The organism is Hydrogenophaga sp., assembly GCF_041913525.1.
In the GTDB taxonomy this organism is placed as follows: Bacteria; Pseudomonadota; Gammaproteobacteria; order Burkholderiales; family Burkholderiaceae_C; genus Hydrogenophaga.
Genome location: NZ_JAYSFD010000002.1, coordinates 90,742 through 112,880 on the forward strand (window position 1 = coordinate 90,742; position 22,139 = coordinate 112,880).

At 66.7% G+C, this 22,139-nt stretch carries 23 protein-coding genes; 12 read left to right on the forward strand and 11 right to left on the reverse strand.

The features are described from left to right. Positions 1-18: 18 nt before the first annotated feature. From ACE3RQ_RS03255 to fliF, 7 genes are all read right to left on the reverse strand, one after another. On the reverse strand, positions 19-594 hold the full coding sequence (locus ACE3RQ_RS03255; protein ID WP_374519875.1) for a flagellar basal body-associated FliL family protein: 576 nt from the start codon (positions 592-594) through the stop codon (positions 19-21). Positions 595-756: 162 nt separating this feature from the next. Next, positions 757-2,085, reverse strand: a complete 1,329-nt coding sequence (locus ACE3RQ_RS03260; protein ID WP_374519877.1) for a flagellar hook-length control protein FliK — start codon at positions 2,083-2,085, stop codon at positions 757-759. After that, positions 2,082-2,573 carry a flagellar export protein FliJ gene (gene fliJ / locus ACE3RQ_RS03265; RefSeq protein WP_374519879.1) on the reverse strand — a complete coding sequence of 164 codons (492 nt, stop codon included), beginning with the start codon at positions 2,571-2,573 and terminating at the stop codon, positions 2,082-2,084. The genes ACE3RQ_RS03260 and fliJ overlap by 4 nt, the downstream gene beginning before the upstream one ends. After that, entirely contained in the window at positions 2,570-4,054 is a 1,485-nt protein-coding gene (gene fliI / locus ACE3RQ_RS03270) for a flagellar protein export ATPase FliI (RefSeq protein ID WP_374519881.1), read from the reverse strand. The genes fliJ and fliI overlap by 4 nt, the downstream gene beginning before the upstream one ends. Continuing rightward, entirely contained in the window at positions 4,047-4,751 is a 705-nt protein-coding gene (locus ACE3RQ_RS03275; protein ID WP_374519883.1) for a FliH/SctL family protein, read from the reverse strand. The genes fliI and ACE3RQ_RS03275 overlap by 8 nt, the downstream gene beginning before the upstream one ends. A 3-nt stretch (positions 4,752-4,754) precedes the next feature. After that, positions 4,755-5,750, reverse strand: coding sequence for a flagellar motor switch protein FliG (gene fliG, locus ACE3RQ_RS03280; RefSeq protein ID WP_374519885.1), 996 nt, complete (start codon positions 5,748-5,750; stop codon positions 4,755-4,757). A 29-nt stretch (positions 5,751-5,779) separates the two neighbouring features. Continuing rightward, positions 5,780-7,459, reverse strand: coding sequence for a flagellar basal-body MS-ring/collar protein FliF (gene fliF, locus ACE3RQ_RS03285; RefSeq protein WP_374519887.1), 1,680 nt, complete (start codon positions 7,457-7,459; stop codon positions 5,780-5,782). A 174-nt stretch (positions 7,460-7,633) separates the two neighbouring features. Between fliF and fliE the strand changes: the two genes are divergently transcribed. Next, positions 7,634-7,948 carry a flagellar hook-basal body complex protein FliE gene (gene fliE / locus ACE3RQ_RS03290; RefSeq protein ID WP_374519889.1) on the forward strand — a complete coding sequence of 105 codons (315 nt, stop codon included), beginning with the start codon at positions 7,634-7,636 and terminating at the stop codon, positions 7,946-7,948. A 137-nt stretch (positions 7,949-8,085) separates the two neighbouring features. Here fliE and ACE3RQ_RS03295 read toward each other — a convergent pair whose 3' ends face one another. The 4 genes from ACE3RQ_RS03295 to ACE3RQ_RS03310 all read right to left on the reverse strand — a co-directional run bounded on the left by ACE3RQ_RS03295 (position 8,086) and on the right by ACE3RQ_RS03310 (position 11,365). Next, positions 8,086-8,382 carry a flagellar protein FliT gene (locus ACE3RQ_RS03295; protein WP_374519890.1) on the reverse strand — a complete coding sequence of 99 codons (297 nt, stop codon included), beginning with the start codon at positions 8,380-8,382 and terminating at the stop codon, positions 8,086-8,088. A gap of 1 nt (position 8,383) precedes the next feature. Then, on the reverse strand, positions 8,384-8,794 hold the full coding sequence (gene fliS, locus ACE3RQ_RS03300) for a flagellar export chaperone FliS (RefSeq protein WP_374519892.1): 411 nt from the start codon (positions 8,792-8,794) through the stop codon (positions 8,384-8,386). Between the two features lie 173 nt (positions 8,795-8,967). Next, the gene (gene fliD / locus ACE3RQ_RS03305) at positions 8,968-10,374 is read right to left on the reverse strand and encodes a flagellar filament capping protein FliD (RefSeq protein WP_374519894.1); all 1,407 of its coding nucleotides are present in this window, start codon (positions 10,372-10,374) and stop codon (positions 8,968-8,970) included. A gap of 151 nt (positions 10,375-10,525) precedes the next feature. Further along, positions 10,526-11,365, reverse strand: coding sequence for a flagellin domain-containing protein (locus tag ACE3RQ_RS03310; protein ID WP_374519896.1), 840 nt, complete (start codon positions 11,363-11,365; stop codon positions 10,526-10,528). A 481-nt stretch (positions 11,366-11,846) separates the two neighbouring features. Here ACE3RQ_RS03310 and flhD point away from each other — a divergent pair, with 481 nt between their 5' ends. The 11 genes from flhD (at position 11,847) to ACE3RQ_RS03365 (ending at position 22,135) form a co-directional block, all read left to right on the forward strand. After that, positions 11,847-12,185, forward strand: coding sequence for a flagellar transcriptional regulator FlhD (flhD, locus tag ACE3RQ_RS03315; RefSeq protein WP_374519898.1), 339 nt, complete (start codon positions 11,847-11,849; stop codon positions 12,183-12,185). Positions 12,186-12,215: 30 nt separating this feature from the next. Beyond that, positions 12,216-12,755 (forward strand): flagellar transcriptional regulator FlhC, encoded by a 540-nt coding sequence (gene flhC, locus ACE3RQ_RS03320; protein ID WP_374519900.1) that lies wholly within the window; start codon positions 12,216-12,218, stop codon positions 12,753-12,755. A gap of 178 nt (positions 12,756-12,933) precedes the next feature. After that, entirely contained in the window at positions 12,934-13,794 is an 861-nt protein-coding gene (gene motA, locus ACE3RQ_RS03325; RefSeq protein WP_374519902.1) for a flagellar motor stator protein MotA, read from the forward strand. A gap of 14 nt (positions 13,795-13,808) precedes the next feature. After that, positions 13,809-14,831: a flagellar motor protein MotB gene (gene motB / locus ACE3RQ_RS03330; RefSeq protein ID WP_374519904.1), complete on the forward strand. Its 1,023-nt coding sequence runs from the start codon at positions 13,809-13,811 to the stop codon at positions 14,829-14,831. Between the two features lie 22 nt (positions 14,832-14,853). After that, on the forward strand, positions 14,854-15,240 hold the full coding sequence (cheY, locus tag ACE3RQ_RS03335) for a chemotaxis response regulator CheY (protein ID WP_374520514.1): 387 nt from the start codon (positions 14,854-14,856) through the stop codon (positions 15,238-15,240). Between the two features lie 11 nt (positions 15,241-15,251). After that, positions 15,252-15,860 (forward strand): protein phosphatase CheZ, encoded by a 609-nt coding sequence (locus ACE3RQ_RS03340; RefSeq protein WP_374519906.1) that lies wholly within the window; start codon positions 15,252-15,254, stop codon positions 15,858-15,860. Between the two features lie 106 nt (positions 15,861-15,966). Continuing rightward, positions 15,967-17,127, forward strand: coding sequence for a flagellar biosynthesis protein FlhB (gene flhB, locus ACE3RQ_RS03345; RefSeq protein ID WP_374519908.1), 1,161 nt, complete (start codon positions 15,967-15,969; stop codon positions 17,125-17,127). After that, positions 17,124-19,205: a flagellar biosynthesis protein FlhA gene (gene flhA / locus ACE3RQ_RS03350; RefSeq protein ID WP_374519910.1), complete on the forward strand. Its 2,082-nt coding sequence runs from the start codon at positions 17,124-17,126 to the stop codon at positions 19,203-19,205. The genes flhB and flhA overlap by 4 nt, the downstream gene beginning before the upstream one ends. After that, entirely contained in the window at positions 19,202-20,668 is a 1,467-nt protein-coding gene (gene flhF / locus ACE3RQ_RS03355) for a flagellar biosynthesis protein FlhF (protein ID WP_374519912.1), read from the forward strand. The genes flhA and flhF overlap by 4 nt, the downstream gene beginning before the upstream one ends. Further along, positions 20,661-21,419 carry a ParA family protein gene (locus ACE3RQ_RS03360; protein WP_374519914.1) on the forward strand — a complete coding sequence of 253 codons (759 nt, stop codon included), beginning with the start codon at positions 20,661-20,663 and terminating at the stop codon, positions 21,417-21,419. The genes flhF and ACE3RQ_RS03360 overlap by 8 nt, the downstream gene beginning before the upstream one ends. A gap of 2 nt (positions 21,420-21,421) precedes the next feature. Next, positions 21,422-22,135 (forward strand): RNA polymerase sigma factor FliA, encoded by a 714-nt coding sequence (locus tag ACE3RQ_RS03365; protein ID WP_374519916.1) that lies wholly within the window; start codon positions 21,422-21,424, stop codon positions 22,133-22,135. Positions 22,136-22,139: the final 4 nt, after the last annotated feature.

Sequence of the window (22,139 nt, forward strand, 5' to 3'; positions counted from 1 at the left end):
TTCCGTGTGGCAGTGGCGTCACTGAACGATGAGGCTGGAGAAGTGCACCGCCTGCACGGGCGAGGCCTCGGCCTTCTTGGGCGCCGCCTTCTTGCCACTGTCTTCAACAGCGGCCTTCTGCGTGACATAGCCCATGATCTCGCCGATGGCGGTCATGATGTCGTTGGCCAGTTTCTCCTTGCCGTCCATGGTCAGCATCTCGTCGGCCGTGCGCTGCGAGATGAGCAACAGCACGCGGCTGCGGATGCTGGGCATGAAGGCCTTCACGGCATCGGCTGTCTTGGTGTCTTCGAGCTGCAGCGTCAGGCCCACCTGGATGAAGCGGTTGCCCCCGGCGTCTGCCAGGTTCACCACCATGTTGTCCAGCGGCAGGAAGGTGGGGGCGGATTTGGCGTCCAGCGGCTTGGCGTGGGCGATGGGCTCTTCCTCGTCCAGGCCTTCGGCGGCGGCTGCGTTCTTCTTCATGACGTAAAGCGCGCCCCCGGCAGCCAGCAGGCCGAGCACGAGCACGCCGATCAGGATGAACAGCAGCTTCTTGCTCTTTTTCGGAGCGGGCGGGGCTTCGTTGGCGGTGGCGGCGGCAGCAGCAGACATGGCAATCCTCGGTCGGGACCCATCCCCGATACCGGGGGGGTGTTGCGATCGATTGTGGGCTGCCAGGGGGGGCGCCGTTGGCTGGAAAAGCCGGGGAAAAGCCGCTTATTCCCCGGCTTGCGCAGGCGATTCGCCCCATGGCGGGGGGCGCTGCGCATCGGCTCAGGCAAACACGTCGAGCGGGCGGTTGCCGTCGGTGCGGGGCCGGGCGGGGGCCGTGCCCTCGGCCTCTTGGCCAGCACGGCGGGCTTGGCCGAGCTGCACCGTGGAAGGCCCCGGGGCCTGCTCACGCGAGGGGTCGCGCGACTGTCCCTGTCCCCCCACTGACACACCGCCCAGGCCCAGCCCGCTTTGTTGCAGCAGCTCGCTCAGGGCGGCTGTCGCCTGCTCGCGCAGGGCATCGCGCGCCTCGGGGTGGTTGGTGGTGAAGTTCACGTCCACCTGCTGGCCCTGAACCTTGAGCTGGATGTCGATGGCGGTGGCCGCGTCTTCGCCCACGCGCAGGCTGGCGTGGCGCAGGGCGCCGGTGCCCCAGTGGCCGATCTCGGTGGGCTCATCCGCCTGGGTGGCTGGGTGCTGGGCATCGGGCTGATCGGGCGATGCCTGGCCTTGCGATGCGCTGCCGTCGCCGCTGCCGCCCAGGCCGGCGGCCTCGCCAGCGCCGGCCACCACGGTGCCCGGGGCACTGGTGCCCAGGCCATCGCCGCCTTGGCGCAGGGAGGTGCCGCTGGGCGACAGGGCCGAAGGGGCATCGGCATTGCCGTCGTCCAGGCCAGCCACCGCACCATGCGATGGGCCAATGGTGCTGTCGGTCGTGCGCAGCAACTGGGGCATGAAGCGCTCGTCCAGCGCCACCGTGGCGCGCGGTGCCGCGAGGCCGCCCGGCGCCGACAGGGTCGAGTCTGGCGCCAGGCTTTGCACCCGCTGCCAACTCATGGCGGCGGGCGCGTTGCCGAACTGGGTGGCCGTTGCCTGCGCCGCCTGGGCGGCGCCCGGTGCGTTGCGCCAGGCGAAGGCGGGGGCAGGGCCTGTGCGCTTGCCGGTCTCGGCGTTGATGGTCGGCCCGGTTTCCAGCGCCTGGGTGGGCAGGGTTTCGCGGCCTTCAACAGCGGTGAAGCCTTCCAGCGTGAGGCGCGCTTGCGCCGGGCGCCCGGTGAACGTGGCCGCCAGCGCGAGCGCCGGTGTGTTACCCGGCGCAGGGTTGCTGTTCAGCGACAAAGGGCTGCTGGACAAGGGCAAGGAGGCGCCGCGCTTGTCGGTGCCACCCGAGCCGTTTTGGGCCGTGGTGTCCTGGCTCAGGTCGCTGGCGCCGTCAGCGGCGGCGTCAAGGGTGGCGTCGGCCAAGGCCGGTGCCTGGCCGACCAAGGCGAGCAGGCTGGCGAACAGGTCGGCCGGCGCCGTGTCGTGCGCGGGCTTGTCGTGCGCCTTGGGCTTGGCCTGGTGGGCGGGGGGCGTGCTGCCCGTGCCCTGGGTGTGAACGGTGGTGCTCATCGACCGGCTCCGGTGTGCATGGGGTGGGCCTGGGCCTGGGCGGCCTGCTGGCGGCGGTGAATGTTCTGGGCCATTTCGTCCGTCTGCTTTTGCTCGATGCGCATGGCCTGCAGGGCCAGGGCGGCTTGCTGGCGCTCGGTGTACTTGCGTAGGCTGGCCACTTCGCGCTCGGCCTCCAGCACGGTGGACTGCGCGCGCTCCAGGCGAATCTCTTTCTCGCTCAGCACGCCGCGCTGGAAGTCGATGGCGTGGTGAATCTTCTGCATGAACTGGCGGTGGTGCATGAGCAGGGCCGTGGTCACGCCCTGGGCGCTGCGCTGCGCCCAGCGCTGTTCGGCCTCTTGTGCGTAGCCTTGAATCTGGTCCATCTGCGCCAGCGCGTGCTGTTGCTCGCGCTGCAGGCGGGCCTGTTCGGCCAGCGCTTCGTCGCGCCGCTTCTCGGCCATTTCAATGACCCGTTGCAGCGAGGCCAGGGAATCGTGGCTCATGCGCCGCTGCCTTCATAGGGGTTGTGGTTCGGGCGGGTGGCGCGCTGGCTGGGCGCCTCGCGGGCCGGCTTGTCTTCTTGCAACGCGCTTTGCAGCGCCTGCAGGCTCTCGGGCAGGGGCGATGCCTCGTGCATGCCCTGCATGAGAAAGCGTTGCAGGCCCGGGAAGAGCACGATGGCGCGGTCGGTCTCCGGGTCGCTGCCGGGCACGTAGGCGCCGAGCTGGATCAGGTCACGGCTCTTTTGGTAGCGCGAGTAGGCGGCGCGGAACTTGCGCGCCAGCTCCAGGTGCTGCGGCGTGGCCACGTTGTGCATCACGCGCGAGGCCGAGGCCTCCACGTCGATGGCGGGGTAGTGGCCCGCTTCGGCCAGGGCGCGCGAGAGCACGATGTGACCGTCCAGAATGGCGCGGGCCGAGTCGGCGATGGGGTCTTGCTGGTCGTCGCCCTCGGAGAGCACGGTGTAGAAGGCCGTGATCGAGCCCACGCCATTGAGGCCGTTGCCGCTACGCTCCACCAGTTGGGGCAGCTTGGCGAAGCAGCTCGGCGGGTAGCCCTTGGTGGCTGGGGGCTCGCCAATGGCCAGGGCGATTTCGCGCTGCGCCATGGCGTAGCGGGTGAGCGAGTCCATCAGCAGCAGCACGTGCAGGCCGTCGTCGCGAAAGCGCTCGGCGATGGCGGTGGCGTAAGCGGCGCCTTGCATGCGCACCAGGGGCGGTGCGTCGGCCGGGGCGGCCACCACCACTGAGCGCTGGCGGCCGTCTTGGCCCAGGATGTCTTCGATGAATTCCTTCACCTCGCGGCCGCGCTCGCCGATCAGGCCCACCACGATCACGTCGGCCTGGGTGTAGCGGGCCATCATGCCCAGCAGCACGCTCTTGCCCACGCCGGAGCCGGCAAACAGGCCAATGCGCTGGCCGCGGCCCACGGTGAGCAGGGCGTTGATGGCGCGCACGCCGGTGTCCAGGGTCTCGCGCACCGGGGCACGGTCCATGGCGTTGAGCGGCGCGCGGTCCATGGGGGCGATGTCCACGTCCGAAATGGGGCCCTGGTGGTCCATGGGCTGGCCGTGGGCATCGACCACGCGGCCCAGCAGGCCGCGGCCCAGGGGCAGGCGCAGGGTGCCGCGGTCGTCGGGCGAAGGGGGCGGGTTGAACTGGCCCACGCTGGGCACGGTGCGGTAGGGCGGCAGGGGCGTGACGCTGGCGCCGCTGGACAAGCCATGCACGTCACCGGCCGGCATCAGGAAGGCGCGGTCGTTGGCGAAGCCCACCACCTCGGCCAGCACGGGCGGCTTGCTGCCGTTCTCGATCAGGCATTGCGAGCCCACGGGCACCTTCAGGCCCACGGCCTCCAGCACCAGCCCGGCCAGGCGGGTGAGGGTGCCGCGTACCTCCAGCGGGGTGGGGGTGCTGGCGTGGGTGCGCAGGTCGGCCATGTACTGGTCCCAACGCTGATCTGAGCCGAACACGCTGTCAGACATCGGCGTCCTCCGTGCTCCAGGGGGCCTCCAGGCCCAGGTTGCCAATGGCGCGGGCCCAGCGCTTCTGGATGGTGGCGTCCACCGTGGTGGTGCTCGACTCGATCAGGCAGCCACCGGGGCTGATGCTGGGGTCGGCCACCAGCTCGGGGGTGGCATGGCCCAGGGTTTCCTGCAGCGCGCCTTTCATCAGGGCGAGGTCGGCGGGGTTCATGCGCACGGTGGCGGGCAGGCCGTCGTCCACCAGTTCGCGCAGGGCTTCCACGATCACCGGCTGCAGCGAGGCGTGGTCGGCCTTGAGTTCGCGGCGCACCACCTGGCGCGCCAGGTCGCAGGCGAGTTCAAGGATGTGACGGGCGATCTTGGCCTCGCTGGCCTTGAGGTGGTCGCTGGTGTTGCGCAGCAGTTGCGCCATGCGCACCGCGGTCTCTTCGGCCGTGCGGCGCATGGCTGCTTCCATGGCGTCGCGCACTTCCTTGGCGCCGGCGTCGTGGCCGTGCTGGAAGCCTTCGGCGTAAGCCTGCTGCCGCGCCTCTTCCAGCGCGGCGGTGTCCACGGCGGTCGTGGCTTCGCTTTCGACCTGCGGGGCTTCATCGTCGCTGCCGTCCATGGCGCTGAAGCGCCAGGCGGCCACGCCGTCGATCTCTTCGCGTGGAATGAAGCGCGAGTGGGGGCTGGGTTTGCTCACGGGCTTGTTCATGGCTTACACAAAGGCCTCTTCTTCGCCGCCGCCCAGCGCGATCTGGCCCTCTTCGCTGAGGCGGCGCACCACCTTGAGGATGTCCTTTTGCTGGGCCTCCACTTCCGACAGGCGCACCGGGCCGCGCGATTCCAGGTCTTCGCGCAGCGCCTCGGCGGCGCGGGTGGACATGTTGGAGAGGATGAGCTCGCGCAGGTCGTTGGTGGCGCCCTTGAGCGCGATGACGAGCTGGTCGGTGGCCACTTCCTTGAGCACCAGCTGGATGGACTTGCCGTCCAGGCGCAGCAGGTCGTCGAAGGTGAACATCTTGTCCATGATCTTTTGTGCCAGATCGGCGTCGAATTCGCGAATCGACTCGATCACCGAGTGCTCGATCTGCGTGCCCATCATGTTGATGATCTCGGCCGCCGTCTTCACGCCGCCCATGCTGGTCTTGCGGATCTTGTCGCCGCCGGCCAGCACCTTGTAGAGCACCTCGTTCAGGTCTTTCAGCGCGGTGGGCTGAATGCCTTCCAGCGTGGCGATGCGCAGCATCACGTCGTTGCGGGTGCGCTCGGGGAAGTGCTTGAGCACCCCCGCGGTCTGCTCTGCCTCCAGGTGCACTAGGATGGCGGCCACGATCTGCGGGTGCTCGTTGCGCAGCAGTTCGGCGATCGAGAGCGGGTCCATCCACTTCAGGCTCTCAATGCCCGAGACATCGCCGCCCTGCAGGATGCGGTCAATCAGCAGCGCGGCCTTGTCGTCGCCCAGCGCGCGCTTGAGCACGCTGCGCACGTAGTTGTCGGTGTCGGACACCAGCAGGCTTTGCGACGACGCCTCGCTGGAGAAGCGCTGCATCACCTGGTCCACCCGCTCGTGCGAGACGGCGCGGGTCTTGGCAATGGTCTCGCCGAGCTTTTGCACCTCTTTCGGGCTCAGGTGCTTGAACACCTCGGCGGCCTCTTCTTCGCCCAGCGACATGAGAAAGATCGCTGCGTCCTGGAGTCCTTGGTCTTCCATGGTCTGGCTCACTGCAAATGGAGGTGGGGTCAGGCCGGGGCCTCACCATTGACCCAGCCCTTGACGATGTTGGCCACGGCCGCCGGGTTCTCCAGCGCCAGGCGACGGGCATCGGACAGACGTCTGAACTCGGGAGACTCGGCGCCGTCGGCGGGCATCGGCAGCCCAGGCCGCTCGGGCGTGTCGTTGAGCAGGGCGTTCACCGGCTGAGCCTGGCGTATCGCCACGGGGGCCGGGCTCTTGATCAGGCGCATCGAGGGGCGGATCAGGCCGAAGAAGACCAGCAAAGCCAGGGCCAGCAGGCCGGCCGGGGCGGACAGGCTGCGCGCCAGTTCCATCTGCTCCGGTTGCTGCCACCAGGCGGCGGCTTCGGCCTCGGGCGCCTTTTCCACCTGGAAGGGGGCATTCACCAGGTTCACCGAGTCGCCGCGCTCTCTGTTGAAACCAATGGTCTCGCGCACCAGGGCGGTCATCTGCTCAAGCTGCTCAGGCGGGATCGGCGAGGCCAGGGACTTGCCCGTCTTGTCGGTGAAGGCGCGGTGGTTCACCACCACGGCCGCGCTCAGGCGGCGGATGTTGCCGGTGGACTCGCGCACCACCTTCACGGTTTTGTCGACCTCGTAGTTCACCACCGACTCGCGGCGCTGGTTGCCCGGCTTGTCGGTGCCGCCCTGTGCGGCCACGCCAACAGGGGCGGCCGGGCCGTTGATGGGGGCCGTCCCCTGGGCCGGGGGCTGGTTGCTCACCGCGCCAGGCACGCCCGAGGGCTGGGCCGAGGCGGCCGTGCCGTCTTCCACCAGTTGCTGGCTGCGCACCGCGCTGGGGGCGCCGCCCTGGTTGGGCGCGTGCTGCTCAGAGGTGGACTCGACCTGCGAAAAATCGACATCGGCCGTGACCTGTGCCTTCACATTGCCGGCGCCCACCAGGGGCTCCAGCATGTCCATGATGCGGCGGGTGTAGAGCTGCTCGATCTGCTGCACGTATTGCAGCTTCTGCGTGTCGGTGCCCGACTGGCTGGCGTCGGGTGCGTTCGACAGCAGGTTGCCGGCGTCGTCCACCACGCTCACCGCTTTGGGGTTCATTTCCGGCACGCTGCTGGCCACCAGGTGCACGATGCCGGCCACCTGGGCGCGGTCGAGCGTGCGGCCAGGGTGCAGGGTGAGCAGCACCGAGGCGCTGGCCTTTTGCTGCTCGCGGAAGAAACCGTTCTGGTTGGGCAGGGCCAGGTGCACGCGCGCGGCCTGCACCGACGAGAGCGACTGGATCGAACGGGTGAGTTCGCCCTCCAGGCCGCGCTGGAAGGTCAGGCGCTCTTGAAACTGCGTCATGCCAAAGCGGTTGGCCTCCATCAGCTCGAAGCCGTTCACCGTGCCCTTGGGCAGGCCTTGCGAGGCCAGGCGCAGGCGGATGTCGTGCACCTTGTCGGCCGGCACCATGATCGCGCCACCGCCTTCGGCGTGCTTGTAGGGCACGTTCATCTGCGAGAGCTGGGCGACGATGGCGCCACCGTCCTTGTCGGACAGGTTGGCGAACAGTACACGCCAGTCGGGCTGGCGGTTCATGAAGATGGCCGCCAGGGCAATGGCCAGCAGGGCCAGCAGACCCGCACCCAGCTTGATCTTCTGGGCCTGGGTCATGCGCGAGAAGCCCTCGGCCAGCGCGTTGCGGCGCACGGGCTGGATATCCAATTCGGCAACAGAGGTGCTCATGGGGCGTGACGGAAGCTCATGCAGGGGGGACATCCCCCTATGGCGACCGAGTATGGGCGGCTACCCCTGGGTGCATAGCGGCGAAAAGGGCCGACTTTGGCCCTTTATTCGCGGCGTGCCGTGGCGCTGGCGCCCCTAGAGTCGGGGCCATTCCCCCTGTGGAAGGAATTTGCCATGGACCTCCGCCTCAACGCTCTCTCCAACTCCGCCCTGAGCGGCCTGAACCCGGCCACCGCGCAGCGCACGCAGCGCACCGCCATGCCGGGTGATGCCTTTGCCGACAGCTTCAAGACCGCGCTGCAGAACGTGAGCGCTTCTCAGGCCAAGGCCTCCGAGCTGCAGACCCAGGTGCAACTGGGCAACCCCAACGTCAGCCTGGAAGAAACCATGCTGGCCATGCAGAAGGCGCAGATCGGTTTCCAGGCCACCTTGCACGTGCGCAACCGCATGGTGCAGGCCTATTCCGACATCATGAACATGTCGGTCTGATCGCTGCCCCGCCTTGCGCGTGGGCCTGCTGGTTTCTCCGACTCCCTTGTGAGAAGGGTGTTGCTCTGGCGCCTTCGGGCCCCAGGGCTTTTTCGTTTGGCCCGCGCGGGGCCAAGGGGCGGCTGAGGCCCCTGTCTTCAGTGCACCACGCTGCCGTGGTCCAGGATCTGCGCCAGGTCTTGCAGCCAGGGCTCGGCCAGGTTTCGGATCTCGGCGTCGGTGCGCAGGATGCGCTGCATGATCTGGGCCTTTTCCTTGCGGTCTTCGGGCGCCAGGGGCAGCGTGCGCGCCTTGTAGCGCAACTGGGCGATCAGCACCGCGCAGGCCCCTTCCAGGCGAACCAGCTGGTCCCAGTCTTCTTGCTGGGCCGCCGTGAGCATGTCGCGGCTGGTCTTCTCGATGGCTTTGTAGTAGTCGAGCAAGGTGGGCTCCATGTCAGCCTCCCAGAAGGGCGGCGTTCCGGATCTTTTTCCACGAGTCCGCCAGCGGGTCGATCAGGCCGATCACCTCATCCACGGCAGCCAGGTCATTGCGCAAGTTGGCTTGCATGAGGCGCTGGGTGCAATACACGTACAAGTTTCGCAGGTTCTGGGCCAGCTCACCGCCTTCGGTCAGGTTCAGGCCAGCTTTGAGGCCTTCGTCGAGGATGCGGCTGGCCTTGCCCAGGGCCTGGCCTTTGGCGGCCACGTCCTGGCGCTCCATGGCGCTGCGGGCAAGCTGCAGGCTGCGCAGCAAGCCGTCGTAAAGCATGGTCACCAGGTGATGGGGGTCTGCGCCCTGCACGCTGGTCTCGACGGCTACCCGCTGGTAAGCAGTGGCGGCGCGGGAGTTGACGGAGGTGAACATGGCAACGGTTCCTTGTGTCTGATGCCACTTTGTATCGGCAGCCATGGTGTGGACTGTAGGGAGCGGATGCAGGAAATAGGGGGGTAAATCTGGCTTCTGCGGGCTTTGCCAGGCAAGGATCAAGGCAGTGCGCCAGCCGCCGAGGGGCGGCCATTTGCCGCTCGGTGGCGCCGCTATTTGTTCCAGGTCGTGACCTGTTGCGAGACGTAGGCGCTGAGCGAATTGAGCTGCGCCATCTGCGTGTCCAGGGCGGTGTACATGCTGCGCAAGCGGGTCTCGGTGCGCGAGATGCGGTCGCTCACGCGGTCTTGCTCATCGCTGTTGCGCTCGAGCATGCTCTTGATGGAGGTCTGCTTGTTCGCCACTGTGCCACTGATGTCCAGCAGGCCATTGGTGAAGGCCCTGATGCGCAGCCCCAGACCGTTGGTGGTGTTGTCGCCCGTGTCGGTGGTGAACAGCGCCTTGAGGGCGTCTGGGTTGTTCAGTGCTTCGTTCAGGCGGGTGGTGTTCACCGCCAGGGTGCCGCCGGCCTTCATCTCCAGGCCGATGTCGTTCAGGCGCTGGTAGGTGCCGCTGGGCAGGGTGGAGCGCATCACGCCGCGCAGCGAGTTGAGCAGGCCCACGGCGGTGGCATCGCCCTGCAGCGCGCCGGCCTTTTTGCTCGTGTCGTCGTATTTGGTGGCGTTGCTCAATGTGTTGTTGATCGCGTTGTACGCGTCCACGAAGGTCTGGAGGTTCTTGCGCAGCGCCTCCGTGTCCTGGCTGATGGCGATCTCCACCGGCGAGGTGGTGACCTGCTGCAACTTGAGCTGCACGCCCGCCAGGCTGTCGTTGAGGTCGTTGCTGGCCGAGGTGACGGCCACGCCATTGATGGTGGCGTTGGCGTTCTGGCCCGCCTGGGTCAGGGTGGTGCCGTTGCTCAGGCCCGAGTCATAGGCCAGGCGAGACAGTCCGCTGGCGTCGCCGTCGTTGCCATCGGCGTCGGTCACTTGCACACGAAAGCCTTGGGCCTCACCGGTGGCGCTGGAGCGCAGCAACAGGCGCTCGCCCGAGGCGTCCTTCAGCACCGTGGCGGTGACGCCCCCTTTGGCGTTGTTGATCTTGGCGGCCACCTGGGCCAGCGTGTCGGTGGCCCCGACGGTGACCGTCGTGGCCGAGCCCGATGGGGTGAAGCTGCCGCCGCTCCAGCGGCCCAGGTCGATGCTGAGGCTGCCCTCGCCCACTGCCGAGCCACTGGTGATGGCCGCTGAGGCGGTGGCCTGGGCCTTGGCCAGCTGCTGCACCGACACGGTGAGGTTGCCAGCAGCGGCGCCGCTGCCCGTGGTCACACCCACTGCCGCCGCGTTGGACGAGGTGCCGGTGACGGCCGACCAGGAACTCGTGCGGCCCAGTGCGGCCGCGGCATCGCCCAGGGCCGAGATTTGCGACTTGATGGTGCCGTACAACGACAGCTTGGTCTGCATCGACGTGGCCAGTGTCTGCAGCGTCTCCAGGGGCTTTTTCTCCAGCGAGACAAGCTGCGAGACGATGGACTCGACGTTGAGCCCGCTGCCAATGCCGGCAGAGGAGATGGTGGCCATGGTGTGCTTCCCTCAGGATGGACGGACCGCACGCAAAGGCATGCGCTCTGTGCATCCCGCTCGCAAGACCGAAGCGGCAGGGCAGATGGCTGCCGCTGCCGCTCGGGCGCCACGCCGCGAGGCGTGGCGGTGCGAACGCCTGGACGCTCGATCAGCGCAGCAGAGACAGCACGTTCTGCGGCGACTGGTTGGCCTGCGCAATCATCGCGGTGCCTGCCTGTTGCAGGATCTGGGTGCGCGACAGGTTGGCGGTTTCCTGGGCGAAGTCCGCGTCCATGATGCGACCGCGGGCGGCCGACTGGTTTTCCACCGAGACGCGCAGGTTGGCGATCACGGCATCGAAGCGGTTCTGCGCGGCACCGAAGGTGGCGCGCTGCGAGTTCACGGTGTCCAGCGCGGTGTCGATGTCGTCGATCACGTCCTTCAGGGTGGTTTCCGTGGACGTGTTGTCGATGGTGGCGCCGGTCACCGCGGTGATGCTGGCGTCGGTCGTCAGGTTGGTGGAGGTGATGCTGATGGTGTCGTTGGTCGTGGTGTTGGCGCCCACCTGGAAGGTCAGGGAGCCAGCCTCGGCACCCAGAATGGCCTTGCCGTTGAAGGTGGTGCCGCCGAGCACGCGCTCGATTTCGGAAGCCAGTTCCTGGAATTCCTTGTCCAGCGAATCCTTGTCCTCATCACTGTTGGTGGAGTTGCGGGCCTGCACCGCCAGTTCGCGCATGCGCTGCAGCGAATCGCCCACCTTGCCCAGCGCGCCTTCAGCGGTCTGCGACAGGGAGATGCCGTCGTTGGCGTTGCGGATGGCAACGTTCATGCCACGAACCTGAGCGTTCATGCGCTCGGCGATGGCCAGGCCGGCGGCGTCGTCCTTGGCGCTGTTGACGCGCAGGCCCGAAGACAGGCGCTGCATCGAGGTGGCCAGCGACGCGCCGGTCGAGGCCAGGTTGCGCTGTGCGTTCAGGGACATCACGTTGGTGTTGATCGTGGTCATCACTCACTCCTAAAAAATGGTCGAACAAAGTAATCCGGCTGAATGTCTGGCGGTCACTGCCTCTCGGTGGTGACATCAGCCATCGGCGTTTGGCGCCGGATCGACCTCTTGCGAGGCCACCACCGTTTGCGCTTGCCGCCTTCGCTGGCCGGACGACGAACCCACTTAGAAGTTCGTTGAGGAGGTTTTCGGTGGTGGAGCCAGATTCTTTAGCGCCGCCCATTAATCAATCGGGCGATAAGCGGTCTCCTCAGGGCCTTGTTCGCTGCTTAGGGCGCAGCGGCCGATGGGGGCCGATCAGCGGCATGCCCGCTGCCGCTGGACAGATCTCGCAGCCCGTCTTTGTCGGAATTTGCCTTACAGAGTGTGAGGCGGCGCCTGACGCCACGAGCAGTGCTTCGCCGATTCAAGATTCTTTGCCCTTCGACACAATCACTCACATCGAGTCACCAGATGTAAGCGCAGTACCAGAAGGGGTATCAACATGGACAACGAACAACTGCTCGCCGAGATCCGCGAAGCCAACCTCACCTACCTGATGCTGGCCCAGAACCTGATCCGCAAGGACCGTGCAGAAGCCCTGTTCCGCCTGGGCCTGAGCGAAGAGGCCGCTGACCTGCTGGTGATGCTCTCACCGGCCCAGATGCTCAAGATCGCCTCCAGCAACATGCTGCTGTGCCGCTTCCGCGTGGACGACGACCTGGTCTGGAACCTGCTGACCAACCACAACGTGAAGAAGGTGGAAAACGGCACCACCACCCGCCTGCATGCTTCCATCCTGATGGCCGGCCGTTTCGCCGACTCGATGGCCGCCGCCCACTAAGCCCTTACTCGCCGCGCAGGAGCACACACCATGGCCGCCGTGAAAAGCATCCTCAACGAGTCGCGTGACATCGAGCGCGCGGTTGCGCTCATCCAACTGGGTGCGCGCCTGCAGGTGCTGGAGTACGAGACCAGCCTGTCGTACGAGCGCCTTTTGCGCCTGTACAAAGAAGTGGCGGGCAAGAGCCCGTCCAAGGGCCAACTGCCTTATTCCACCGACTGGTTCCTGACCTGGCAGCCCAACATCCACGCCTCGCTGTTCCTGAACATCCACGAGTACCTGTCCAAGTCCAGCGAAATCGAAGAGATCGACGCGGTGATCAAGGCCTTCCGCCTGTACAGCGAACAGATGACGGCCAGCGCCATTGAGCCCCTGCTGTCCATCACGCGCGCCTGGCGTCTGGTGAAGTTCGTGGACAGCGGCATGCTCACCCTCACCAAGTGCTCGTGCTGCGGCGGCCATTTCGTCACCGAGCCCTACGAAAACGCCCGCCACTTTGTCTGCGGCCTGTGCCAGCCGCCTGCTCGCGCCGGCAAGGGCGCGGCCTCTGGTGGTCTGCGCCTGCACTGAGCCGCACCCGATACCCCCAGCTTCCATCTGCGCAATCCAGAAAAGGGCCCCCAACGGGGCCCTTTTCGGCTTCATGGGCGCCATCAATACCGCCTAGAGTTGGCCGATAGAACATTGAGTAAGAGCGACGCTGCGCCAAGGGGGCGGCGCGCTCACCAGCCATTCGGGGTCTCACAGCATGTTTGTCATCGTCGGCTTTCTGGTCTCCATGGCCTGCATCTTCGGGGTGTTCATCGCCCACGGAGGAAACATCGGGGTGGTGCTCAAGGCCTTGCCGTTCGAGATGACCACCATCCTGGGCGCGGCCCTGGGCGCTTTCCTCATCAACAATCAGATGAAGGTGGTGAAGGCCGCGTTCAAAGGCATTGCCCAGTGCTTCAAGGGCAGTCGCTACACCAAGTCGCGCTACCTGGAGTTGCTGGCCCTGCAGTACGACTTGCTGCAGAAGGCCCGTAAGGAAGGCCTCATGGCCATTGAGCAAGACGTGGAGACACCACACGAGTCGCCCGTGTTCAAGAAGTACGCCACCATTTTGGCCGATCACCACTTGGTGGAGTTCATCACCGATTACCTGCGCATGATGGTCTCGGGCAACCTCAACGCCCACGAGATCGAGGCCTTGATGGACGCCGAGATCGAGACCCACCACCAGGAGGCCCACGCTCCCGTGGCCGCCATTGCACGCGTGGCCGGTGGATTGCCAGCCTTTGGCATCGTCGCGGCCGTGTTGGGGGTGGTGAACACCATGGGCTCGGTCGGTCAGCCGCCGGCTGTGCTGGGCGCCATGATCGGCTCGGCCCTGGTGGGCACCTTCCTGGGCATTCTGCTGGCCTACGGCGTGTTCGAGCCGCTGGGGGGCCTGATGGAGCAGCGCACCGCCGAAGGCGCCAAGGAATACGAGTGCGTGAAGACCACGCTGCTGGCCAGCATGCAGGGCTATGCCCCGGCCACGGCCATCGAGTTCGGCCGCAAGGTGTTGTACTCGGACGTGCGCCCCAGCTTCACCGAGCTGGAGAGCCACGTCAAAGGCAAGAAGTGAGGCGGATTTGAACCATGGCTGGTGACGGAAAAAAACTCCAACCCATCATCGTCAAGCGCGTCAAGAAGACCAGCCATGGCGCCCATGGCGGTGCCTGGAAGATCGCGTATGCCGACTTCGTGACAGCCATGATGGCCTTCTTCCTGCTCATGTGGTTGCTGGGCTCCACCGCCAAAGGTGAACTGCAGGGCATTGCTGACTACTTCGCCAACCCAGTGAAGATTTCCCTGATGGGGGGCAATGGCACCGGCAACAGCGACAGCATCTTGCCGGGTGGCGGAAGGGACCTCTCGCGTGCCTTCGGCCAGATGGACAGCGGCGAGGCCCAGCGCGCAGCCAAGATCATGGGGGCGCAAATGGCGCGCGCCGAGCAGATCCGCCAGGAGCAGGCGCGCCAGGACAGCGAGCGAATCGACCTCCTGGAGACAAAGATCCGCAAGCTGATCGACAGCAGCCCCAAGCTGGCTGACTACAAGGGTCAGATCCAGCTCATCAAGACGCCTGACGGGTTGCACATCCTGATTGTTGACGCGCAGAACCGCCCGATGTTCGACACCGGCAGTGCGTTGGTGAAGCCTTACATGCGCGACATCCTGCGCGAAATCGGTGGCGCCCTCATGGGAGTGGAAAACCGCATTGCCCTGGCGGGTCACACCGACGCCAAGCCTTACGGCACCGGGCAACGTGGCTACAGCAACTGGGAGCTGTCCGCCGACCGGGCCAATGCCTCGCGTCGCGACCTGGTGGCCGGTGGCCTGCCCGATGACAAGCTCGTGCGCGTGGAGGGCCTGGCGTCCAGCCGGCTTCTGCACCCCGACCAGCCCTTTGACCCGTCCAACCGGCGCATCAGCATCGTGGTGATGACCCGCGAGGCCGAAGAGCGCATGTTGCCTTCCGCTTCTGCCCAGGCGACCCAGGCGGCTGCTTCCAGGCCCGCCGAAACGGCAGCGGGATTGGCCGAAGAGACTGCGCCGCTACAGATTTCCAGCGATATGACGAAAAAGGTCGCATCGCCAAGTGAAGACCCCCGCCCCTGATGCCTGTTTTGCCGGAGGCCACATGTCCGTACCGATGAAATTCCTGATCGTTGATGACTTCTCCACGATGCGCCGCATCGTGCGCAACCTGCTCAAGGAAATTGGCCACTCCGATGCCGATGAGGCAGAAGACGGCGCCGTCGCCTTGAACAAACTCAAGACCGGCAATTTCAACTTTGTGGTCACCGATATCAACATGCCCAACATGAACGGCTTTCAGTTGTTGTCGGCCATCAAGGCAGACGAAAGCCTCAAGCACCTGCCGGTGCTGATGGTGACGGCCGAGGCGCGAAAGGAAGACATCGTGCTGGCGGCCCAGAGTGGGGCAGCCGGCTACATCGTGAAGCCTTTCACGAAGGCGACCCTGGAAGAGAAGCTTGCCAACATCTTCAAGAAACTTGGCCTTTGAGGGGGCTAGCCATGAGCAACAGTGAAGACTCCGCTGCCAGCCCGACCATGTTTCACCAGCTCGGCACCATCACGCGCCAGCTGCACGATGCGCTCAAGGAGCTGGGTTACACCGACAAGCTCAAGGGCTCGGTGGACCAGCTTCCCGATGCGCAAAGCCGTCTGTCCTACATCGCCCGCCTCACCGGCGAGGCGGCCGAGAAGGTGCTGGGTGAGGTGGAGAGCGCCAAGTCCGAGCAGAACGAACTGACCCAGCGCGGTCGCCAGCTGGCCGACACCATCTCCCGCGTGCCGGCACTGGCCAAGGCCATGCCCGAGTTGATGGAGTGGTCCAACGACGTGGTGCGCCTGAGCGAGCAGACCGATGCTCGCCTGACCAACATCATGATGGCGCAAGACTTCCACGACCTTACCGGCCAGGTGATCGCCCGCGTGGTGCAGTTGGCCGGCACCATCGAAGAGCAGCTGCTCGACCTCTTGTTGCAAAGCGCCCCCACTGGTCAGCCCGGGCAAGACCAGGCCTTTGAACTCGCGGGCCCGGTGGTCAACGCCGAGGGCCGCACCGACGTGGTCAGCAACCAGCAGCAGGTGGACGACCTGCTGGCCAGCCTGGGCTTCTGACCCCGGCCGCATTGGCCGCGCGAAAAGCGCGGTTTCCCTGGGCTTTATCGCCCTTTAGTTTGTCGAGGCGGTCTCCACAATCGGGCTCATCCCCAGAGCCTGATCCATGGACTCCTCCGCCCAAGACAAAAACCTGCCAGCCACCGCCAAGCGCCTGCGAGAGGCGCGTGACGAAGGCCAGATCGCGCACTCGCGCGACCTGGGTCACCTGGCGGTGCTCGGTGGTGGTGCCCTGATCCTGCTGGCCTTGCTGCCGGCTGCCTTTGAAGGCTTGCGCACCATGCTGCGGGCCCAGCTGCGCTTTGACCACACCGCGCTTCGCGAGCCCGCCCAAGCCTTGCAGCGCTTGGGCGAGGGGTTTGGCCAGGGCCTCATGATTTACCTCCCTCTGGGCGTGCTCACCCTGGCGTTGGCGCTGGTGGTGGCCGTGGCCTCGGGCAGCTGGGGCTTCACCACCAAGCCGCTGATGCCCAACTTCGGCAAGCTGAACCCGCTCTCGGGCATGGGGCGTTTGTTTTCCAAACAGCAGGTGGTGGAGACCATCAAGCTGGTCTTCATCACCGCCGTGGTGGCGCTGGTGGGCTGGCGCTTCCTCGCTTCGCACCTTCAAGACTTCGCTTCGCTGGTGATGCAGCCGCTGGAGGCCGGCCTGGGCCAGCTGGGACAGTGGATGGTGACCGGCGTTGGCCTGCTGTTGGTGGTGGTGGCCGTGGTGGCGGCGGTGGACTTTCCTGTGCAGAAGTTCCTGCACGCGCAGCGCCTGCGCATGTCCCACCAGGAAGTGAAGGAAGAATTCAAGCAGGCCGAGGGTGACCCCACCTTCAAGGGCAAGCGCCGCGCCAAGGCGCGCGAACTGGCGCAGCGCCTGAGCATCTCGGCCGTGCCGCGCGCCGACCTGGTGGTCATGAACCCCACCCACTACGCCGTGGCCATTCGCTACGACGACGCCAGCATGAGTGCGCCGCGCGTGATCGCCAAGGGCACTGACCTGCTGGCCATGAAGATTCGCGACGTGGCCAAGGCATCGAAGGTGCCGGTGCTGCAGTCGCCCATGCTGGCGCGGGCCTTGTACGCCAACGCGGAGATCGACGAAGAGATCCCGTCGGCGCTCTACACCGCCGTGGCCCAGGTGCTGGCCTACGTCTATCAGCTCAAGGCCGCGCTGCGCGGCGAAGGGGCCATGCCCGTCGAGCCACAGCCGCAAGTGCCGCCCGAGCTGGACCCGCACTTCAAGAAAAAGCCTGTCTCTCGGGAGTCTGTTGAATGAACGCCTTGCAGCCCCTGCAGCAATGGTTGCGGCGCAACGCCGGCTGGGCCGGTGGCCTGGCCGCGCCCATGTTGGTGATCACCGTCCTGTCGATGATGGTGTTGCCGCTGCCGCCTTGGCTGCTGGACACCTTCTTCACCCTGAACATCGCGCTGGCCCTGATCGTGATGATGGTGGCCGCCTACATGCGCCGCCCGCTGGACTTCTCGGTTTTCCCCACGGTGCTGCTGCTCACCACGCTGCTGCGCCTGTCGCTCAACGTGGCCTCCACCCGCGTGGTGCTGCTAGAAGGCCATACCGGCCCCGGCGCGGCCGGTGCGGTGATCGAGGCCTTCGGCCACTTCCTCATTGGCGGCAACTTCGCGGTGGGCTTCATCGTGTTCGTGATCCTGGTGGTGATCAACTTCGTGGTGATCACCAAGGGCTCCGAGCGCATTGCCGAGGTGTCGGCCCGCTTCACCCTGGACGCCATGCCCGGCAAGCAGATGGCCATCGACGCCGACCTGGGTGCCGGCCTGATCGACGAGAAAGAAGCCAAGCGCCGCCGCGCCGAGGTGGGCGAAGAAGCCGAGTTTTTCGGCTCCATGGACGGTGCCTCCAAGTTCGTGCGCGGCGACGCCATGGCCGGCATCCTGATTCTCATCATCAACATCATTGGCGGCCTGGCCATTGGCATGGCCCAGCACGGCCTGTCCATCGGGCAGGCCGTGAACAGCTACGTGCTGCTGGCGGTGGGCGACGCGCTGGTGGCGCAGATTCCCTCGCTACTGATCTCGGTGGCCGCGGCCATGGTGGTCTCGCGCGTGGGCAAAGACGAGGACCTGGGCGTGCAGATGGCCAGCCAGATGTTCCTGTCCTCGCGGGTGCTGGGCATCGTGGCCGGCGTGCTGTTCATGCTGGGCATCGTGCCGGGCATGCCGCACCTGTTCTTCCTGACCTTCGCCGCGTTGTTGGGTGGCCTGGCCTGGTGGCGCTACCAGGAAGAGCAGCGCCCCGCACCGCTTGAGGCCAGCGCCGCCGGGCCCACCAGCGATGGCGAGGCCAGTTGGGACGACCTGCAACCGGTGGACCTGCTCGGCCTGGAGCTGGGCTACCGCCTGATCGCGCTGGTGGACAAGAACCGCCAGGGCGACCTGCTCACCCGCATCAAGGGCGTGCGCAAGAAGTTCGCCCAGGACGTGGGCTTTCTGCCCCCGGCCGTGCACGTGCGCGACAACCTGGAACTGCGCCCCAGCGGCTACCGCATCACCCTGCGCGGTGTGGTGGTGGGCGAGGGCGAGGTGTTCCCCGGCATGTTCCTGGCCATTGACCCGGGCGGCATCGGCACGCCGCTGATCGGCACTCCCACCACCGACCCGGCATTCGGCCTGCCCGCGCACTGGATCGACGAGCGCCAGAAGGAAAACGCGCAAATGGCAGGTTTCACCGTGGTTGATTCCGAGACCGTGCTGGCCACGCATCTTTCACACTTGATGCAAGTCCAGGCGGCCAAGTTGCTCAGCCGGACGGAGACCCAGGACCTGGTCGAACACGTGACCCGCCTGGCCCCCAAACTGATTGAAGAAGTCGTGCCCAAGATGGTTTCGGTTGCCACCTTCCAGAAAGTGCTCCAGCTGCTGCTGGAGGAAGGGGTGCACGTGCGCGACATCCGCACCATCATCGAGTCGCTGGCCGAGAACGCCCCCCACACCACCGACCCGGCCGAGCTGGCGCGCCGTGTGCGCATGGCGCTGGCCCCGGCCATCGTGCAGCAGATCTACGGCCCGGTGAAAGAGCTGGAAGTGATCGCCATCGAGCCTGGCCTGGAGCGCCTGCTGATGCAGGCCCTCACCGGCCAGAACGCTGGCGCGCTGGACCCCGGCGTGGCCGAGATGCTCAGCCAGTCGGCCACCGACATCGCCAACCGCCAGGAAGAAAAGGGCGTGCCCGCCTGCCTGCTGGTGCCCGACGCCATTCGCACCGCCATGGCCCGCCTGCTGCGCCGTGCCGCGCCACGCCTGCAGGTGCTGGCCCACAGCGAAATTCCTGAGACCCACCTGATCCGCATCGGCCCGATTCTTGGAGAGCTTGCCGCATGAACATCCAACGCTTTATCGCCCCCACCTCGCGCGAAGCCATGGCCAAGGCCCGCCGTGCCTTTGGCGACAGCGCGGTGATCCTGTCCACGCGCTCCACCGGCGATGGTTTTGAAGTGATGGCCGCTGCCGAGGAAAGCCTCGCCAGCATCACCACCGCCTCGGCCGCCGCGCCCCAGCCCGCAGCCCGCCCCGCGCCGGCCGCGGCCGCTTCGGTGGAGAAGGACACCGAGACCATGGCCATGAGCACCCTGTCGTTCCAGGACTACGTGCGCGAGCGCATGCTGCGCAAGCGCCGCGAAGAAACGGGGCAGGCGCCGATGGCCGCACCCGTGCCGCAGGCCGCCCCGGTGCGAGCCGAGCCGCGCCAGCAGCCCAAGGCTGAGCCCATCGCCGTGCCGGTGCAGCACTTCAACCGCGTGCCCGAGGTGAGCCAGCCGCGCCCCGAGCCGATCCGCACCCAGGCCCAGGTGCCCGCGTGGGAAGACAGCCAGCCGCCGGTGCGCTTCGGTGCCGACGACAACCAGCGCATGGCGGTGGAGCTCTCGGCCCTGCGCGAGATGATCGAAGAGCGCTTCAATACCCTGGCCTGGCTGGGCTCTTCGCGCCAGAACCCGCTGCAGGCCAACCTGATGCACAAGCTCATTCGCGCCGGCTACTCGCCCGCCCTGGCCCGCGCCGTGCTGGAGCGCGTGTCGCCCGACGCCTCGCCCGCCGAGGCCATGCGCTGGCTGGTGGACGTGCTCACCCGCAACCTCAAGGTGGCCGCACCCGGCCGTGGCCTGGCCGACGAAGGCGGCGTGATCTCGCTGATCGGCGCCACCGGCGTGGGCAAGACCACCACCGCCGCCAAGCTGGCCGCCCAGTGCGTCAAGCAACACGGTGCCGGCAGCGTGGGCATGATCACCCTCGATACTTATCGCGTCTCCGGCTACGAGCAGTTGCGCACCTACGGCCGCATGCTCGGCGTGGTGGCCCATCTGGCCCACGACCGCGCCGCCCTGGTGGACCTGCTCAACCTGCTGCAAGGCAAGCGCATGGTCATCATCGACACCGCTGGCCTGGGCCAGCGCGACCAGCGCATTCAAGAGATGCTCGATGTGCTGGCCATGCCCTCGGTGAAGAAGATGCTGGTGCTCAATGCCGGCTCGCAAGGCGACACGCTGGACGAGGTGCTCACCTCGTTCAAGGCCGCCCAGTTGCACGGCGTGGTGCTGTCCAAGGTGGACGAGGCCGTGAAGCTCGGCCCGGCCATTGACGCGCTGGTGCGCCACCAGGTGGTGCTGCGCGGCGTGGCCAACGGCCAGCGCGTGCCCGAAGACTGGCAGACCCCCGACGCCGCCTCGCTGGTGCGCCTGTCCATGGGCAGCCAGGGCAAGTCGGTGCACGACCCCATGGTCAACGACCTGGGCTTCTACTTCGCCCAGTCCAGCCAGGCCGTTCACCTTGGGGCCACCCATGTTTGAGCCCGGTTTCGATCAGGCCGCCGGCCTGCGCGCCAGCCTGCCCGGTGCCCACGCGGCCCTGGTGCCGCTGGCCAGCCCGGCCCAGCCCTCGCGCGCCTTTGAGTGGCTGTGCCACCTGGCGGCCGAACTGGCCGCCCAAGACCGCGAGGTGATCGTGGTGGACGCCACGGCGCACGAAACCGCCGCTCTGCGCGACACCGACGACGCATCGCTCGGTCTGCACCAGGCCCTGCAAGACCCCTCCATGGCCCAGCTCGGCGCCGTGGGCGACGCGGGTGAGTGGCGGGTGATGCCCGGCGCCCTGGGCCTGGAGCTGCTGCTTGACACCGCCCGCCACGCCGGGCCGAAGCGCGCGCTGGCCCGCTTGCTGGCCCCCTTTGCGGGTGGCGCCCTGGTGCTGCTGTTCGCACCGCCCCAGGCCCTGAGTGCCCTGCTGGGCGGCTGTGGTGGCCGCGTGCTGGTGCCCGTGCTGCCGCAGGCACAGGCCAGCATCTACGCCTACGGCGCCGTCAAGCTGCTGCAGCAAGCCGGCCTGAACCCGGTGCTGGCGCCCGCCATCGAGGCCCCGCCCCAGCTGGTGGGCAACGTGGTCGATTGCGCCGCCCGTTACCTGAACCATTCCCTGTCGGTCTGGCCGTCGGCCACCTGGGCTCTGCGCGCCCAGGAAAGTGCCCTGATTCCGGCTGGCGACACCACGACGCCTAGGCTGCGCGGCGCCCACGCCTGCGCCACCCATTCCCTCTGGAGCTGAAGATGTACACCGCCAAAGGCACGCTCAACCGGGACGAGCAGTTGCGCAAGTACAGCCCGCTGGTGCGCCGGCTGGCCCACCACATGATCGCCAAGCTGCCCCCCAGCGTGGAGCTGGACGACCTGATCCAGGTGGGCATGATCGGCCTGACCGAGGCCATCTCACGTTACGAGCCCTCGCAGGGCGTGCAGTTCGAAACCTTCGCCAGCCAGCGCATTCGCGGCGCCATGATCGACGAGTTGCGCGACGGCGACTGGATGTCGCGCGGCTCGCGCAAGAGCCAGAAAGACATCGAGCAGGCCGTGCACCGCCTGCAGCAGAAGCTGCACCGCGCCCCGATGGAGAGCGAGATCGCCAAGGAACTCGGCATGGCCCTGGCCGACTACCAGCACCTGCTGGCCAAGGTGCGAGGCACCCAGCTCGTGTACCTGGAAGACATCAGCGGTGGCGAAGACGAAGACAGCTTTCTTGATCGCCACATGGGCGACCACGAGGCCGACCCCTCTGCCGTGCTGCAAGACCAGCGCATGCGCATGGCGCTGGTGGCGGCCATCAAGGGCCTGCCCGACCGCGAACAGCAGATCATGAGCATGTACTACGAGCACGACATGAACCTCAAGGAGATCGCGGCCGTGCTGGGCGTGACCGAGTCGCGAATCTGCCAGCTGCACAGCCAGTCGATTGCGCGCCTGCGGGCCAAGCTGCGCGAGCATTGAACGC